18 protein-coding genes are annotated in these 14764 nt (G+C 59.3%); 6 read left to right on the top strand and 12 right to left on the bottom strand.

From position 1 onward, the window contains the following. The 10 genes from AAAB16_RS23665 to ubiE all read right to left on the bottom strand — a co-directional run. The coding region (locus AAAB16_RS23665; protein ID WP_340665547.1) for a trypsin-like serine protease at positions 1 to 1101 on the bottom strand (1101 nt) is incomplete at its 3' end. Between the two features lie 340 nt (positions 1102 to 1441). Continuing rightward, complete coding sequence (locus tag AAAB16_RS23660; protein WP_340665546.1) at positions 1442 to 2149, bottom strand: 16S rRNA (uracil(1498)-N(3))-methyltransferase; 708 nt, start codon at positions 2147 to 2149, stop codon at positions 1442 to 1444. Continuing rightward, positions 2146 to 2925 carry a twin-arginine translocase subunit TatC gene (gene tatC / locus AAAB16_RS23655; RefSeq protein WP_340665545.1) on the bottom strand — a complete coding sequence of 260 codons (780 nt, stop codon included), beginning with the start codon at positions 2923 to 2925 and terminating at the stop codon, positions 2146 to 2148. The genes AAAB16_RS23660 and tatC overlap by 4 nt, the downstream gene beginning before the upstream one ends. Beyond that, entirely contained in the window at positions 2922 to 3365 is a 444-nt protein-coding gene (gene tatB, locus AAAB16_RS23650) for a Sec-independent protein translocase protein TatB (RefSeq protein ID WP_340665544.1), read from the bottom strand. Before tatB ends, tatC begins: the two co-directional genes overlap by 4 nt. A gap of 3 nt (positions 3366 to 3368) precedes the next feature. Continuing rightward, positions 3369 to 3629 (bottom strand): twin-arginine translocase TatA/TatE family subunit, encoded by a 261-nt coding sequence (locus AAAB16_RS23645; RefSeq protein ID WP_110617079.1) that lies wholly within the window; start codon positions 3627 to 3629, stop codon positions 3369 to 3371. A gap of 27 nt (positions 3630 to 3656) precedes the next feature. Next, on the bottom strand, positions 3657 to 3989 hold the full coding sequence (locus AAAB16_RS23640; protein ID WP_110617156.1) for a phosphoribosyl-ATP diphosphatase: 333 nt from the start codon (positions 3987 to 3989) through the stop codon (positions 3657 to 3659). A gap of 7 nt (positions 3990 to 3996) precedes the next feature. Next, on the bottom strand, positions 3997 to 4398 hold the full coding sequence (gene hisI, locus AAAB16_RS23635) for a phosphoribosyl-AMP cyclohydrolase (RefSeq protein ID WP_340665543.1): 402 nt from the start codon (positions 4396 to 4398) through the stop codon (positions 3997 to 3999). A gap of 69 nt (positions 4399 to 4467) precedes the next feature. Further along, positions 4468 to 6075, bottom strand: coding sequence for a ubiquinone biosynthesis regulatory protein kinase UbiB (gene ubiB / locus AAAB16_RS23630; protein WP_340665542.1), 1608 nt, complete (start codon positions 6073 to 6075; stop codon positions 4468 to 4470). Next, positions 6072 to 6701 (bottom strand): SCP2 sterol-binding domain-containing protein, encoded by a 630-nt coding sequence (locus AAAB16_RS23625; RefSeq protein WP_340665541.1) that lies wholly within the window; start codon positions 6699 to 6701, stop codon positions 6072 to 6074. The genes ubiB and AAAB16_RS23625 overlap by 4 nt, the downstream gene beginning before the upstream one ends. Beyond that, positions 6701 to 7471, bottom strand: coding sequence for a bifunctional demethylmenaquinone methyltransferase/2-methoxy-6-polyprenyl-1,4-benzoquinol methylase UbiE (gene ubiE, locus AAAB16_RS23620; protein WP_110617075.1), 771 nt, complete (start codon positions 7469 to 7471; stop codon positions 6701 to 6703). Before ubiE ends, AAAB16_RS23625 begins: the two co-directional genes overlap by 1 nt. A gap of 150 nt (positions 7472 to 7621) precedes the next feature. On the opposite strand from ubiE, the gene AAAB16_RS23615 reads away from it, so the two are divergent. The 3 genes from AAAB16_RS23615 (at position 7622) to AAAB16_RS23605 (ending at position 9572) form a co-directional block, all read left to right on the top strand. Further along, positions 7622 to 7897, top strand: a complete 276-nt coding sequence (locus tag AAAB16_RS23615; RefSeq protein WP_340665540.1) for a polyhydroxyalkanoic acid system family protein — start codon at positions 7622 to 7624, stop codon at positions 7895 to 7897. Between the two features lie 207 nt (positions 7898 to 8104). Next, on the top strand, positions 8105 to 8551 hold the full coding sequence (locus tag AAAB16_RS23610) for a phasin family protein (RefSeq protein WP_340665539.1): 447 nt from the start codon (positions 8105 to 8107) through the stop codon (positions 8549 to 8551). Between the two features lie 10 nt (positions 8552 to 8561). After that, positions 8562 to 9572, top strand: coding sequence for a phasin family protein (locus tag AAAB16_RS23605; protein ID WP_340665538.1), 1011 nt, complete (start codon positions 8562 to 8564; stop codon positions 9570 to 9572). Between the two features lie 134 nt (positions 9573 to 9706). On the opposite strand, the gene AAAB16_RS23600 is transcribed toward AAAB16_RS23605, so the two are convergent. Then, entirely contained in the window at positions 9707 to 10141 is a 435-nt protein-coding gene (locus AAAB16_RS23600) for a PAS domain-containing protein (RefSeq protein WP_340665537.1), read from the bottom strand. 10 nt (positions 10142 to 10151) lie between these two features. Further along, on the bottom strand, positions 10152 to 11150 hold the full coding sequence (locus AAAB16_RS23595; RefSeq protein ID WP_340665536.1) for a response regulator: 999 nt from the start codon (positions 11148 to 11150) through the stop codon (positions 10152 to 10154). Positions 11151 to 11471: 321 nt separating this feature from the next. Between AAAB16_RS23595 and AAAB16_RS23590 the strand changes: the two genes are divergently transcribed. The 3 genes from AAAB16_RS23590 to AAAB16_RS23580 all read left to right on the top strand — a co-directional run bounded on the left by AAAB16_RS23590 (position 11472) and on the right by AAAB16_RS23580 (position 14709). Beyond that, on the top strand, positions 11472 to 12296 hold the full coding sequence (locus tag AAAB16_RS23590) for a helix-turn-helix transcriptional regulator (RefSeq protein ID WP_340665535.1): 825 nt from the start codon (positions 11472 to 11474) through the stop codon (positions 12294 to 12296). A gap of 104 nt (positions 12297 to 12400) precedes the next feature. After that, positions 12401 to 13057 (top strand): TetR family transcriptional regulator, encoded by a 657-nt coding sequence (locus AAAB16_RS23585; protein WP_340665534.1) that lies wholly within the window; start codon positions 12401 to 12403, stop codon positions 13055 to 13057. Then, a complete protein-coding gene (locus AAAB16_RS23580) occupies positions 13054 to 14709 on the top strand; it encodes an acyl-CoA dehydrogenase family protein (protein ID WP_340665533.1) in 1656 nt (551 codons plus the stop codon). Before AAAB16_RS23585 ends, AAAB16_RS23580 begins: the two co-directional genes overlap by 4 nt. The last annotated feature ends 55 nt before the right edge of the window (positions 14710 to 14764 follow it).

The raw sequence follows: 14764 nt of genomic DNA, 5'->3' as shown, positions 1-14764 counted from the left end.
CTTCGAGGACTCCGGGCTGTTATCGCCCATACGTATGCCAATTTGAATAAGGTCGCCGTCGTTAAGTGGAGTGCTAGGTGATATGACCGATCCCCCGTCAAAGTTTGTCTTTTGGCAGTAGTAGGAGACGTCATCTTTGACGTTGCCGATATAGACCCCATTTTTCCAGAAGCCCACATTTTTGCCTGAGTTGATAAGCGTAGAGCTCATGGTGACGGAAAGTTTACCGTCTTCGATATTGACAGCGCTTATCCATGGAGGCGGCGAACGATTGATAGCTACATCGCGAAACTCTCGGTGATGCTGGAGTTGTCTTAACGTTGAATACACGGACGAAATACCGTGAAAAAAGCCCAGCGCGTGGTTATCGCTGGGTTCACGGCCGCCTCCTTTTAATATGCCGACCAATTTCTCATCAACCATCAGCGCGCCGCCGGAGTCGCCCGGCTCAAATTCGCCGTTGGCTGGTGCGGTGCGCAGCCCTTCAACCCAAGGCCCCCATGGCGCGTGAGCTTCTAATACGACGTCCAGGCTTTTTTGCTCACCCCCCTTGCCGTATCCATAGGCCGTGCCCACCGTGCCCGCGCTTAGCACGGTGCCTTCGGCAAGGAAGTTTGGACCCAGGGGCGGGTAGGCGGCCAACGGGTGCGCATAGCTCAAAGTGAGCAGTTGAATGTCGGACTGAGGAACGTCCCTTCGGCTATGTACAGGGACGTTAGCACCGTCTGGATAAACCACATCGCTGGCTATGCAATGCTTGGCAGTAATGACCAGCTCGGCACTTAATGCCGCCCCCGTGCAAGTGCCTATCTTTTTGTGGTCATCAATATCAAAGACTTGTACGACCCAGTATTCGGATGTGCGCTCGCCGCCAACTACGGCCAGAGTTGGCGGGGACGTGAGCATTAACGTGATTGCGGTAACGGTGAGCGTGGGTAGGGTGCAAGTGGTTCCGCATATAGCCAGGTTTCTATTAAGGCTATTTAAGAAAGAGGATTTACGTTTGTTTCGTATTGCTTGTGGAGGTTGTTTTTTAGAAGGTTCTACAGCAGCCAAATGTGTTGGTTTCTCATCGCGCCTATCTAATGTTATTGCGATCATGGCATTAATCCTTCCGTTAAAAAGCGGCGGCGGAGTGCTTTAAGATTTTGCTGTTTAATAAAAGGTGTTGGTAATTAAACTCCGCTATTTCTCGGTTTTTATCAATGCGTTGAGAATGAAGTCTGAAAAAGGCTACAAATTAAATATACTGGTCTTACCGTTGTTTTAATTAATAAGTGTCGGAGTGCATAGAGGGCGGGGCAGCGGAAGATAGGCAAGGTTTACATGGTAAAAATGCCATTATTTTTTTCGTATGACTAATAGTCCAGTACTAGGCAGACGCTTTGGGCGCACGAGGTGCGCGGAGCGCGCGCCTCTACCCGTAGAAGCGGCGTGCAGGTTAAAACAGTCGCGCCACCAATGCTGTTACAGCCGTTTCCACCCGCAATATCCGCTCGCCTAATTGCACGGGCTGCAAGCCTGCCTCGGCGAGCTTTTCCACTTCGTAGGGAATCCAGCCACCCTCAGGTCCAATGGCCAAGGTCACCGGGCCGTCCACCGCACGCGGGCACGCGGGGTATTGGCCAGGATGGCCGACCAACCCCAGAGTGCCGGCACAGATTTGCGCCAGATGGTCTTCTACAAAGGGTTTAAAGCGCTTTTCGATGCGTACGTCGGGCAGCACGGTATCCCGTGATTGCTCCAGGCCCAGAATCAGCTGTTCGCGGATCGCCGCCGGTTCCAGAAACGGGGTTTGCCAGAAGCTTTTTTCCACGCGGTAGCTGTTAAGCAAGATCAGCCGTGGCACGCCCATGCTGGCGACGGTCTGCAGCACGCGACGGAGCATTTTCGGCCGGGGCAGGGCGAGTAGCAGGGTCAGCGCTAGCTTCTCTGGCGGCGCTTGCTCGAGGCTGATCTGCAGCTCGGCTTCGTTGGCCTCCAGGCGCACGATTTGCCCGGTGCCCATCAGCCCGCCGATACGGCCAACCCGCAGGCTGTCACCCGATTCGGCGCGGTGCACGTCCTGCAAATGGGTCAGGCGCCGGTCGCGCAGAATCACGCGGTCGGCGCCGACAAAGTCGGCGTCTTCCAGTAGCAGCAGGTTCACGGCTGGGTGGCTGGCGGTTGGGCGTCGCTTTCACTTTCCGGGGCGCGTTTGCGCACCATGCCGCCGAAAAACACGCCCACTTCAAACAGCATCCACATAGGCACCGCGAGCAGGGTTTGCGACAGCGGGTCCGGCGGGGTGAGGATCATGCCGACTACAAAGCAGCCAATGATCACGTAGGGGCGAATCTTCTTCAGGTACGCCACATCGACCACGCCGATAATCACCAGCAGCACCACCGCTACCGGGATCTCAAAGGCCACGCCAAAGGCGAAAAGCAGGGTCAGCACCGAGTCGAGGTAGGTGTTGATATCGGTCATCGGCGTTACGCCCACCGGCGCCGAGCCGAGCAAGAAGTGGTAAATCAGCGGCAACACCAGGAAGTAGGCAAATGCCATACCGCCGTAAAACAGCACCACGCTGGAGGTCAGCAGTGGCACGGCGATGCGCTTTTCGTGTTTGTACAGACCGGGGGCAATAAAGCCCCAGGCTTGGTACAAAATCACCGGCATGCTGGCGAACAGGGCGATGACCATGGTCAGTTTCAGCGGCGCCAAAAATGCCGAGGCCGGGTCGATGGCGATCATCGTCGCGCCTTCGGGCAAAAAGCGGCGCAGCGGCTCAGAAGCGATGGTGTAAATGTCGCGGGCGAAATAAAACAGGCCGGCGAAGATCAGAAAGGTCGCGGCCACGCAGCGCAGCAGGCGCGTGCGCAGCTCGGTGAGGTGCGAAACCAGCGGCATTTGCTGGTCGTTTTCCGGGGTGTCTGCGCTCATGGGGCTCGCGGCGGTTGAGGTGGAACGGGCAAGTCCAGCTGGCCTTGCTGCTCGTTAACTGGCTCGGCAACTGGCGCTGTTGCAGGCGCTGCGGGGGCGGGCTCTGTCGCAACTACGGGCGGCGCAACAGCCGCGACCGGCGCCGGCGAGGCAATCGCATCAGCCTGGGCCAGCGGTGGTGCCGCCGGCACTTGCGGTGGTGCGATGGCGTTCCGCGCTTCCTGCTCCAGGGCCAGAATGTGCTCGTTGTGTAGCTGGCGACGAATTTCATCGGCGCCGATTTCGCGTTCCACTTCCTGTTTGATCGCATTGAAGCTGCGTTTCAGGCGGCCGATCCACAGGCCTGCGGTGCGCGCGGCACCGGGCAGGCGTTCTGGGCCGAGCACCAGCAGGGCCACCAGGCCCACCAGCAGCAATTCGCCGAAGCTAATGCCAAACATGGGTTAGTCCTTGCGCGCTGGCTCGTCGACTTTCTGCGCGTGCGCGTCGATGGTATGCGGTTGGTTCAGCGGTGCCTGTGGCGCCGCCGTAGGCGGTACGGGCGCTACTGGCTCAGCCGGTTTTTCATCATCGTTCATGGCTTTGCGAAAGCCTTTGATGGCTTCGCCCACGTCGCCACCCAGGCCCTTGAGCTTCTTGGTACCGAACACCAGCACAACGACGATCAGAATGACGACCCAGTGTTTCCAGTCAAAAATACCCATGGAACTGTTCCTCTCGATAAGCAGATTTTAAGAAGGGTCGCGGGCGGCTTTTTCCGCATGCCCGGACAAACCGAAACGCCGGTCCAGTTCATCCAGCACCGCCTGGGGGTTCTGCCCCAAGTGGGCGAGCATCACCAGGCTGTGGAACCACAGGTCGGCGGTTTCGTAGATCAGGTCGCTGCAATCACCGCTGACGGCGGCATCTTTGGCGGCGAGGATGGTTTCCACCGATTCCTCACCAACCTTTTCCAGAATCTTGTTCAAACCCTTGTGGTACAGGCTGGCCACATAGGAGCTGTCCGGCGCGGCGCCTTTGCGCTCTTCAAGCACTTGAGCAACGCGGCTAAGGGTGTCCGACAGGGAGGTCTCACTCATGGCTGTGTCCTGCGGCATAGATGGCGTGCGGGTCTTTCAGCACCGGGTCGACGGCTGTCCAGCCGCCATTTTCATAGACACGGTAGAAGCAGCTTTCGCGGCCGGTGTGGCACGCGATGCCACCCAATTGCTCGACCATCAGAATGATCACGTCTTCGTCGCAGTCCAGGCGCATCTCATGCAGTTTTTGCACATGCCCGGACTCTTCGCCTTTGCGCCAGAGCTTGCCGCGCGAGCGCGACCAGTAAATAGCGCGCTGCTCAGCAGCAGTAAGGCTCAAGGCCTCGCGGTTCATCCAGGCCATCATCAGTACGCGGCCGGTTTTGTAGTCTTGGGCAATGGCCGGCACCAGGCCGTCACTGTTCCAGTTGATCTCGTCTAGCCAATCGTTCATTGCAATTCCATCAATCGGGTCTGGCCCGGCAAATCGTCTGGCGAGTTTGCCAGCTGAGGGCGTTACTGGCTATCGGCGCAGGATCAGGTACAGACCGCTGGCGCTCATCAACCCGGCCGGCCACAGCGCCGCCACGGTCACACTGGCGGCTGCCAAAGCGAGGGTAATACCGCCGCCCAATAGCGCCGTGCCGACCAGGCGCAGGGCCCAATGGTCGCGATCCGCTTGCTGGTTGAGCGGCGGATTATGCAGATGTGGCTGGGCCATACGTTCGAGCAACTCGCGGGTCATATGGGCCAGGTGTGGCACTTGCTCGACCTGGGATTGCAGGTTTTGCAGCAAGCTTTTCGGGCTGACCCGCTCACGCATCCACCGCTCCAGGAACGGTTGGGCAGTGGTCCACAGGTCCAGGTCCGGGTACAGCTGACGGCCCAGGCCTTCGATATTCAGCAGGGTTTTTTGCAGCAACACCAACTGCGGCTGAATCTCCATATTGAAGCGTCGCGCGGTCTGGAACAGGCGCATCAGCAGCAAACCAAAGGAAATATCTTTCAGCGGCCGCTCGAAAATCGGCTCGCAGACGGTGCGAATCGCGGCTTCAAAATCATTGACCTTGGTTTCCGCCGGCACCCAACCGGAGTCGATATGCAGCTGGGCAACCTTGCGGTAATCGCGCTTAAAGAAGGCGATCAGGTTGCGCGCCAGGTAGTCCTGATCCTCTGGCGTCAGGCTGCCGATAATGCCGCAGTCGATAGCAATGTACTGCGGGCTCCACGGCGTGCGGGTGCTGACAAAAATATTGCCCGGGTGCATATCGGCGTGGAAAAAGCTGTCGCGAAACACCTGGGTAAAGAAGATCTCTACGCCACGTTCGGCGAGCAGTTTCAGGTCGGTGCGCTGGTCGGCGAGGGTGGCCATATCGGTGACCTGCACGCCGTAGATGCGCTCCATCACCAGCACTTGCGGGCGGCACCAGTCCCAGTAAACCTGGGGCACGTAGAGCAGCGGCGAGCCTTCAAAGTTGCGTCGCAGCTGGCTGGCGTTGGCCGCCTCGCGCAGCAAGTCGAGCTCGTCATAGATGGTTTTTTCGTAGTCGCTGACCACTTCCACCGGGTGCAAACGGCGCGCTTCGGCCGACACTCGCTCGGCCAGTTTGGCCAGCAAGAACAGCCAGGCGATATCGGCGCGAATCACCGGCTTTAAGCCTGGGCGAATCACTTTCACCACCACTTCTTCACCGCTGCGCAGTTGTGCGGCGTGCACCTGCGCGACCGAGGCTGAGGCCAGTGGCTGGCTGTCGAAACGGGAGAACACGTCGCCAACCTTGGCGCCCAACTGCGCTTCGATCAGCGCCAGGGAATGGGCGGAATCAAACGGCGGCACCTGGTCCTGCAGAAAGGCCAATTCATCGGCCATATCCACCGGTAGCAAGTCGCGACGGGTGGAAAGCAGTTGGCCGAACTTGATAAAGATTGGCCCCAAATCCTGCAACGCCAGGCGTACGCGTTCGCCGCGGCTAAGCGCAAGCTTGCGCCGTGGCAACCAGCGCCAGGGCAGGAAATAACCGACCGCACGCAGCCACCAGGGCAACGGCAGTTCGAGGATCAGGTCATCGAGACGGTAGCGAATAACCACGCGCTGAATGCGCAACAAACGGCGGACGGCAAGCAGGCTCATGCGGGTTCGCTAGGTTTTGGGGTGAGTGTCAGGGCTAGGCGCTCAACGCGCGCATCGAGGCGGTCGAGAGCCAGCTTAAGGTCGTCCAGTTCGGCAAAACGGGCCTGGGCTTCGTTTTCGCCCACCAGGGTGCGCGATTCTTCGGCCAGGTAGTCGGCCAGGTTCTGGCGCAGGCTGTCGAGGTTCTGGGTCGTCCAGCGGGCACGGCTTTTCAGGTGGCCGCTGAGCAATTGGCTGCCGACTGGGCCGAGCCAACGGGCCAGCTCGTATTCCCAGTCCAGCTCCAGGTCTTGCAGCACGCCAGCGAGGTCGAGCAGCACAGCGCTGTCGCCATCCAGTTCAACTTCAGGGCTATGCAATACCGCAGTTTTGTCTTTGCTGGTGGCCAGGCGCAGCAAGCTGCTGGCCGGGGCGCGCAGGCGGCAGGCGATGTCGCCATCCCAGTGCGCGGCCAGGCGCAGGCCGGCACCATCGGCGAGGATAAACACCTGCAAGGCCGGGGCGCTGCAATCGACGGCAATTACTTTGCCGGCCAGGTGCGCCAGGCGCGGCATGGCCCTCGCATCCAGACGCAACACGCGGTTGATGCCGCTTTCGGCAGTGGCCAGCAGTGCCTGAGTCAGCATCAGGGTTTGATACCGCGGTGCAGGGCGACAATGCCGCCTGTCATGTTGTGGTACGTGGCGCGTTCAAAACCGGCCTCGACCATCATGGCCTTGAGGGTTTCCTGATCCGGGTGCATACGGATCGACTCCGCCAGGTAGCGGTAGCTTTCCGAGTCATTGGTGATCAGTTTGCCCATCAACGGCAGCAGGCTGAACGAGTAGGCATCGTAGGCTTTGGACAGCAGATTGCTGGTGGGCTTGGAGAATTCCAGAATCAGCAAACGGCCACCGGGCTTGAGCACCCGCAGCATGGAACGGATGGCGGCGTCTTTATGGGTGACGTTGCGCAGACCAAACGCGATGGTCACGCAGTCGAAATGGTTATCCGGGAATGGCAGCTTTTCCGCGTCCGCCTGGACGAACTGAATATTGCCAGCCACACCGCTGTCGAGCAGTTTGTCGCGGCCCACTTTCAGCATCGAGGCATTGATATCGGCCAGCACCACTTCGCCGGTGGGTCCAACCAAACGGGAAAACTGCTTGGTCAAATCGCCCGTGCCGCCAGCGATATCCAACACGCGGTTGCCGGTACGTACGCCGGACAGCTCGATGGTGAAGCGCTTCCACAGGCGATGTACGCCAGCGGACATCAGGTCATTCATCAAGTCATATTTGGCAGCTACGGAATGGAAAACCTCGGCGACTTTGTCGGCCTTCTGGCTTTCCGGCACGCTCTGGTAGCCGAAGTGGGTAGTCGGTTCGGCATCACTGCCTTTGCGCGGATCGTTCATATGCGGTCACCGGAAGAAAGTGCCGGCCATTCTAATCGCCGTCGTGGGCTTTGTCTTGGCAAGGCGTACGCGTTGGGCGCCTGTGTTGCTGCCCATCGCCTTAGGCACGCGTTATAGTCGCGCGACTTATGGTCGCAGGAGTTGCCAACTATGGCCCGCATTACCGTCGAACGTTCCCACACCCTTGGTCGTGAAGGCGCCCGCGCCAAAGCCGAAGAACTGGCCGAACGCCTGGCCCAGGAATACGCCGTGCGTTACCAGTGGAATGGAGATGTCTTGGAGTTCAAACGCAGCGGCGCTGACGGCAGCATTGAAGTGGGCGACGACAGCGTGCGTGTGGAACTGAAGTTGGGGCTGATGTTGTCGGCGTTGAGCGGCACCATTAAACGCGAGATTGAGAAGGGGTTGGATGAGTCGTTGAGTTAGTTGCCGCATCCGCGCTTGTTGCGCAATTCTGGATTCCCGCCTGCGCGGGAATGACGATGGAGGGTGAATATCCCCGTCGTCCCCGCGAAGGCGGGGACCCAGAATCTAAGGTCAAACCTAGTATGTGAATTCTAAATTTCATCGTTACTTTGGCTGCATGCCTGCAACTCGCAGGCGTTTCTCTCTTACTTTCTCGTGAGGTGCACCATGGCCAAAGTTGCAGCTAAAAAAGCAGTCGCTAAAAAAGTTGAAAGCAGCGCTTCCGTACTCACCGACGTTAAACACTACAGCCGGCAAATCTGGTTGGCCGGTTTGGGCGCTTACGCCAAAGCGGGCAAAGAAGGTGCGGGCTATATCAAAGGCCTGGTAACTGCCGGCGAAGGTATCGAACGACAAGGTAAAAAGCTGGTCTCAGTGCAAGTCGAAGCGGCGAACAGCCAGATCGACTCGGTGAAAAATTCTGTCAGCAGCAATGTCTCCAGCGTCAAAAGCAAAGTTGAAGTGCAGTTCGACAAAATCGAGAAAATTTTCGATCGTCGGGTGGCCAAAGCACTAAATCGTTTTGGTATCCCTTCGCGCCAGGATGTTGATGCGCTCTCTGCTAAGCTGGACGTGCTGAATGCGTTGGTTGCACGTGTCGCTAAGACTCAATAAGGAGAGCGGGATGGTTGCTAAAAAGAAAGTCGAAAAACAAAGCAGCTCGTGGATTGGCGAAGTAGAGAAATACTCGCGCCAAATCTGGCTGGCTGGGCTGGGCGCTTATTCGAAGATCAGTAAGGACGGCACCAAGCTGTTCGATACCCTGGTAACCGATGGCGAGAAAGCCGAGAAGCTGGCTAAGAGCGAAGTCGAGAAGCAAGTAGGCGCCGTTAAGTCGTCGGCTAAGTCTTCTGCCAAGTCGGCCAAATCCAAGGTCGATGAAGTTAAAGATCTGGCGATCGGCAAGTGGGGTGAGCTTGAAGAAGCCTTTGATAAACGTCTGAACAGCGCCATTTCGCGCCTCGGTGTACCGAGCCGTAATGAAGTGAAATCGCTGAACAGCAAAGTCGATACCTTGACCAAACAGCTGGAAAAATTGACCGGTGTCTCGGCCAAAACCGTAGCCGCTAAACCAGCGCCTAAAGCCGCTGCTAAACCTGCGGCGAAAGCTGCAGCCAAGCCGGCTGCCAAACCCGCGGTTAAAGCGGCGGTAAAACCTGCAGCGAAAGCAGCAGCCAAACCTGTTGCCAAAGCGGCGGCTGCGGCCAAGCCTGCGGTGAAAGCGGCTGCCAAACCTGCGGCTAAAGCGCTGGTAAAAGCAGCGGCTAAACCGGCTGTGAAAGCAGCTGCCAAGCCTGCGGCGAAGCCCGCTGCAAAAGCGGCGGCCAAACCTGCCGCTAAGCCTGCGGCAAAACCAGCGGTGAAAGCTGCCGCTAAACCAGCAGCGAAACCGGCTGCTAAACCCGCCGCCAAGCCAGCAGCGAAACCCGCTGCCGCCAAGCCAGCTGCCAAGCCTGCCGCCGCTAAACCGGCGGTAAAGCCAGCCGCTAAATCTGCACCTAAGCCGGCTGCTGCCAAGCCTGCTGCCGTTGCCAAACCCGCTGCTCCTGCACCCACACCGGCGCCAACGCCGGCTGCTGCGAGCACTCCGGCCGCAACGCCGGTTCCGCCAGTGACGCCAAGCACGTCGTCCTGAGTGGTAGGGCTACAAAGCTCGCCACGTTCAGCCAGCGTGAATAGGTAGCCAGCTGAATAGGCGTTAAAAAAAAATGCCCCGTTTCGAAAGAGACGGGGCATTTTTTATGGCTGCCTGTACAGCAGCGCTCGCGCTTATGAGGCGTTTTTATGCACCGCCGCTTCCGTCGCGTCGTAAATCACCACGCAAATATGCTCGACCTGGCCACTGCTGGCGGCCAGCGGCAGTAGGGTGACGTTCTGGTACATAAAGTCGACGCGCCCGGTGATGGGTTGGTAATTTTTGAAATGCACCAAGTACGGCCGCTGTTCCCACAAGCTAAAGGCGCGGGTGCCAAGGGTGACAACGGTGTCGACCTTGCGCCGAAACCAGTCTTCGTCAATTTCCTTGAACAGCGCAAACAACGACTTGCCTTGCACCTCATCCGGGCCCAGGCCTGAGTGGTTTTCCATAAAGCTGTTAAACACTTCCACCCGGTATTGGCGGTCGAGCACGATCACGCCCACATCGATGCATTGCACGATATCCAGCAGCCAGTGAACCTCTTTGATGTCGATCTGCGCAGGCATAGGCTGGGTCTCAGTTCATCAGGTAATTGATTTTGTACGTCAGGCGCTGGATTGAATCTTCGGTAAACAGCAGCAACAGGTCGAAGTGCACATCGTGGCCTTCCAGGCTGTAGCTGATCTCCACCGCCAGGGTTTTACGCCAGCGTTTCTGGTTTACGGTGATCAGGCTTTCGATCGAGCTGTGCAAGCCGAGTAGTTGCGGGTGGCCTTGGGAAAAGCGCACATCAATCTGCTCGGAAATACCGCTAAGGCAGGCGCCGATCAGAATGCTGGCCAGGTCCAGCAGCATCTCTGAGACCTCGCGCTCATCCTTGGGCTGCCACTTGAACAGCTTGCCGATGTCGCTGATTTCCGAATCGTGAAACAGCAGCAGCGCCTCGCCAGCTATGCCGTCGCCGATAAAACCCTGGCACAGCGCACTAAAGCGTTCGCCGCGCTGAGCGTCGGCCAAGGTCATATGCAGCTCGCTGACCTCAAAGATGTTCACGCTCGGCACCGGCAGCTCAACAAACACCCCCAGCACCTTGGCCAGCAGGGCGGCAGCGCGGCCCATGGCGACGTTGCTGATCTCGCGCAGCGCATCGCGGAAATTCACCTTGAGCTCGAAGTCCGGCCGCAACGGTATATCTGCAGGTTTGGCCGGCGTGCCCAGCAGGTTCAAGCGTTCGAGGGTTTGCCGCAGAATTTCCGGCTCGGCCGGTTTCTTGATAAAGGCCAGGGCGCCCAATTCCATCACCCGGCGCATGGCTTCTTCCTGCACGTCGCCGGAAACCACCACCACCTTGGCCGCCAGGCCTTCGGCGCGGAGTGCAGCAAGCACTTCGTAGCCGTCCATTACCGGCATGGTCAGGTCGAGTAGCACCACCTGGCCAAGGCCCTGACGGATCGCCTCCATCGCTTCCTGGCCCTGAGTCGCCTGGGTGATAGAAACTGGCCAATCCGCCGGCAAGGAACGGATCAACTGCTTGCGCGCCATCATGGAGTCGTCGCAGACCAACAGAGGAATCACTATCTAGTTACCACCATGACCAAAGGGTAAGGCCGATCCGTAGGGTGAGGGCTGTACACCCTGCGGCATCGAATTTAGGCAAGCATAGCTGGCAGGTCAGGTTGACGCTCTGCGCCGCTACTACGTTACCTCGAGTGACGTTTACTGGTGCCCCACGGGCCAGGCTGGTGCGTGAATGTGCCGATAACCCAGAGCGCGCCGCGCCGCCAGGGGCGTGGCCGGCTGTGGCGCAAATCCTGCATTCTTGTTCGCTATTCTGAACGCCTGACGGAACATCTATAGTCGGGGTTCCACTCACCTTTCTGCCCATAGACGCCAACCATGCGCCATAAGGATCTGAAACACTGGACCAGCGGATTCGCCCATTTACTCAACTTACCCAACGGCCGTCCGCGCTTGTTGGGCTTGAGCCAGTGGTTGAAACAGATCTGCGCGGTCGACCATTTCGTCCTCTTTGTCTACGAAGGCAATCATCGGCCGCTGGCCCTGTTCGACACCTTTGCCGCTGACAAACGCAAAATCTACGTCGATGACTACCAGGTTGGGCCTTACCTGCTCGACCCGTTTTATCTCGCCTGCACGCGCAACCAAGCGCCTGGGCTGTGGCGTTTGCGGCAGTTTGCGCCGGACCATTTTTATCTTGGCGAGTACTACCTCAACTACTACCAGCTCACCGGTTTGGCGGAGGAGGTGGCGTTTTTTGTCGACTTAGCCGATGGCGCCAAAGCGGTGTTGTCGCTGATGCGCAGCACCACCAGCCCGGCCTTTAGTCGCGATGAAGTGCAGATGCTCGAATGTGCCGAGGCGGTAGTGGTGCAAGTGGTACGCGAGGCCTGGCAGCAATGCCGGGTGCAGCCGCGTTCAGCGCAGGATCTGGACCATAAAATTCGTGCCGCGTTTGACGAGTTCGGCGCCCACAGCCTGACCGCCCGCGAGCAGGAAATAGTGCAATTGCTGCTGCGTGGGCACTCCAGTGCTTCGGTGGCGGGGCATTTGGAGATCAGCCCCGGCACGGTGAAAATCCATCGCAAAAATATCTACGCCAAGCTCGGCATCGGCAGTCAGGCCGAGCTGCTGGGGCTGTTTATTCGCGAGCTCTCTGGCTCGCAGATCACTGAAGAACGCTTGTTGAAGACGGCGTCCTAAGCCGGTACGCCCTACGTCTGCACCCCTGCAATTTGGCCGATACGTCCCTTCATCGAAACTCTGAACCGTGATTCACTGGCTAAAAATGAATCAGGATTCAGACCATGGCTTACCGCCACAGCGCCGCCCGCATTGACCGCGACCAAGAGCAGCGCGAGCGCATTCTCGATTGTGCATTGCTGCTGGTGGCAGAGGGCGGCTTTGCCGCGCTGACCATGCAAAGCTTGGCCGAGCGGGTGGGCATCGCCACCGGCAGCTTGTACCGACACTTTCGCGGTAAAGGTGAATTGGCGGCGCAGGTGTTTGCCCGCGCCAGCCAGCGCGAAGTCGATGCCATGACCGCCACCTTGGCCCTGCCAGGCAGCGCGCCTGAACGCCTGGCCAAGGCGCTGGAGCAATTCGCGGCCCGCGCCTGGCAAAGCCGGCGCCTGGCTTTTGCCCTGATTGCCGAGCCCGTGGACCCGGAAGTCGACGAGCGCCGCTTGGCGTTTCGCGAAGCCTATGCCGCGCAGTTGGGGCAGGTGATCGAACAGGGGGTTAAGGCCGGGGCTTTTCATGCGCCTTTTGTTTCGGTGAGCGCGGCCTGTTTGGTCGGCGCCATCAGTGAGGCCTTGGTGGGGCCGCTTTCCCCACAAGCCCGGGCCGCTCGCGAAGCAGGCGAGCCGGCGCTGCAATTGGCGGACGTCAGCGCCGCCCTTATCTCGTTCTGTTTACGCGCACTCTCTGCCAACACAGAGCGTGCAGAGGAGTTACAGCCATGAACAGCCACGCCGCGTTTGCCGAAACCCATGAAGTCAGTAATCAGCCGCCTGCGCTGGACGGCATCAACCTGTACCGCGCCGACCTGCCATTGCAGGAGTGGACGCGCCACTTCGGCGCCGCCTGGGCCCATGAGCGTATCGACGTTTACGGCGCATTGGCCGGCGGCCCGTTGATGGCGGCCGGCTTTCTCGCCAACGAAAACAAGCCGGTATTCAAAAGCCACGACCGCTATGGCCATCGCCTCGACGTGGTGGAATTCCACCCGGCTTATCACCAGCTGATGCAGGCGGCCATCGAACATGGCCTGACCTCGATGCCCTGGACCGACCCGCGCGCCGGCGCCCACGTCGCCCGCGCCGCCATGACCTATATGCACAGCCAGGCCGAAGCCGGCAGCGGTTGCCCGCTGACCATGACCTTCGCCAGTGTGCCGGCCCTGCGTATGCAACCGGACGTCGCCGAAGCCTGGCTGCCGAAAATTCTTGCCACCGAATATGACCCGCGCAACCTGCCCATCGCCCAGAAAACCGGCGCCACCATCGGCATGGCCATGACCGAGAAACAAGGCGGTACCGATGTGCGCGCCAACACTACGCGTGCCTATCCGGTAGGCATTCCCGGCCCTGGTCAGGCCTATGAATTGGTCGGCCATAAGTGGTTCTGCTCGGCGCCGATGTGCGATGCCTTTTTAACCCTGGCGCAAACCGACAAGGGCTTGAGCTGCTTTTTGCTGCCGCGCCACCGCCCGGATGGCACGCGCAACGAGTTCTATATCCAGCGCTTGAAAAACAAACTGGGCAACTGCTCGAACGCCTCCAGCGAAGTGGAATACCGTGGCGCCTTGGCCTGGATGCTGGGCGAAGAAGGGCGCGGTGTGCCGACCATTATCGAAATGGTGGCGATGACCCGCTTTGACTGCATGGTTGGCTCCAGCGCGCTGATGCGCCAGGCCTTGAGCCAGGCCGCACACCACTGCGCGCACCGCAAGGTGGGCGGGCGCGTATTGAGCGAACAGCCGTTGATGCAAAACGTGCTGGCCGACTTGGCCCTGGAAAGCGAAGCCGCCTTGGCCCTGAGCCTGCGCATGGGCAAGGCGCTGGATAATGCCCACGTTGAGTCGGAAGACAAATTCGCCCGCCTGGTAACCGCCGTGGGCAAGTATTGGATCTGCAAACGTGCCCCAGCAATGATCAACGAGGCCGCCGAATGCATGGGCGGTGCTGGCTATGTGGAAGACAGCATCTTGCCGCGCCTGTACCGCGAGGCGCCGGTGAACTCCACGTGGGAGGGCTCCGGCAATGTGCAGTGCCTCGACGTATTGCGCGCCTTATCGAAAGAACCGGGCGTGCTTGATGTGCTGTTTGCCGAGCTGGGCGATGGCCATGGTGATGCGCGGCTTAAAGCGCATATCGAAGGGCTCAAGGCCGGTTTCCGTGATACCGCCGATATCCAATACCGCGCCCGTCAGCTCACTGAAGATGTGGCCGTGGGCTTGCAAGCCAAGCTGTTGCTGGAGGGCGGCAATGCATTGGTGGCCGACGCGTTTATCGCCAGCCGCTTGGGCCAGGGTGGTCGCGTATACGGCACCTTGCCGCGTGGGGTTGATGTTGAAGCCCTTGTTGCGCGAAGCACCCCGCACCTGATGGGCTAACGACGCATTGGCGCACCTGGGTCCCCGCCTGCGCGGGGACGACGGCGGTTTTACC

Source organism: Pseudomonas sp. (genome assembly GCF_037994325.1).
Lineage (GTDB): Bacteria > Pseudomonadota > Gammaproteobacteria > Pseudomonadales > Pseudomonadaceae > Aquipseudomonas.
Note: the sequence above shows the minus strand (reverse complement) of the source record. Positions and strands in the feature narration are given on the sequence as shown.